This is a genomic window from Marinobacter sp. ATCH36 (genome assembly GCF_023555055.1).
In the GTDB taxonomy this organism is placed as follows: domain Bacteria; phylum Pseudomonadota; class Gammaproteobacteria; order Pseudomonadales; family Oleiphilaceae; genus Marinobacter.
Window position 1 is genome coordinate 1 of the sequence record NZ_JAMJPL010000017.1, and the last position, 1,389, is coordinate 1,389.

General features: G+C 53.9%; 1 protein-coding gene. It reads right to left on the reverse strand.

Annotation, left to right across the window (positions count from 1 at the left end; genetic code table 11):
- Positions 1-271: 271 nt before the first annotated feature.
- A complete protein-coding gene (locus M8010_RS19855) occupies positions 272-1,285 on the reverse strand; it encodes an IS110 family RNA-guided transposase (RefSeq protein ID WP_250094432.1) in 1,014 nt (337 codons plus the stop codon).
- Between the last annotated feature and the right edge of the window lie 104 nt (positions 1,286-1,389).

A 1,389-nucleotide genomic window follows, 5' to 3' on the forward strand; every position in this document is an offset into this window, starting at 1 on the left:
AGCACATATATGTAGACCTCTTGTTGTGCAAGCCCCAAAGCTATCGGTGGTGTCAAAGGCTAACTGGGTAAAACTGCGCACGTATATCCGGCCTTTATGATGAGCCACTCTGGTGGCTCTGGCCTCAATGAAAACCGCGCCCTTGCCGCTTATCGTCCGTACGGAGTTGGTGCTCCGTGTGCTCGTCAGCCTTCACAAGGGCCGGTTTAACCCTGTTAACTCATTGCTCACCGCGTTTGCTTGGGGTGATTGCTCCTTCCGGCCAGCTGTATTATCCCGCCCGGTATTCCGTTTGGTGATACAGCATGGCCCAAAGAATTCTTGCCAGCTTGTTTGCTACCGCGACCACCGCTTTGTGTTTGCCGCGACGCTCCATCACGCTTCTGGCCCAGCGTGATAACCTGTCTGTCGACCGATCCGCGTAGCGGATAACGGACCAGGCGCCTTGAATCAGTAACCGGCGCAGATAGTTGTTTCCTCGCCGAGTGATACCGCCCAGTTTTTGCTTACCGCCACTGGAGTGCTCATTCGGCACCAAACCCAGGTTGGCCGCAAAGTGCCGTCCGCTCTTAAAGGCTTTTCCATCTCCCGCAAAACCAACGATGGCGGTGGCTGTTTTCTCAGCGACGCCTTTCACCTCCATCAGTCTGCGAGCAGGCTCCAGTTGTTTGGCGGTTCTCTTCAGTTTCGCTTCATGAGCCTGAATCTGCCGATTGGCTTCGCGCCACTCCTCCAGCATGCTTTGCAATACTTCTCTGGCTGCTGGAGTCAGCCCGTTTTCGGCATCTTCCAGCAGTTCTGGCAGTGCTCTGAGCAGCCGCTCTTTCCCGGGACTGACCACAAGGCCATATTCGTTCAGAACCCCCCGGATCTGATTTGTCAGGGCAGTTCGGGCCTGCACTTTCCGGTCAATCACTTTGTGCAAAACCAGGATGTCTGTTTGCTCCAGTGTGCGCGGTTCCACATACTGCATTCTTGGACGCCGGGCCGCTTCGGTAATCGCAAACGCATCATTACGATCGTTCTTGTTGCCCTTCACAAACGGCTTGACGTGCTGCGGCGGAATCAGAAGCACTTTAAACCCAAGCTTCTTCAGCTCCCGTCCCCAGTAATTCGAGCCACTGCAGGCCTCCATGGCAATCGTCACCTCTGGATACTGAAGCAACTTTTCAATCAGGCGGTTGCGGCGGATCTGATGATTGAACACCGAGTTGCCAACCTGATTCACGCCGCACACCTGAAAAACTGACTTTGCCAAATCGATTCCGATTAGGGTAACTTTCATCTGAACACCTCTTGTTGTTGGCCTATTGATTTCGCTAATCCAATAGTGGCGCCTTGACGCCGATCTCAACAAGAGGTGTTCATCCCATCATCCATGTGCGCTTG

Coding starts and splice junctions, on each gene's coding strand:
- M8010_RS19855 (WP_250094432.1), bottom strand. CDS start 1,285: ATGAAAGTTACCCTAATCGGAATCGATTTGGCAAAGTCAGTTTTTCAG.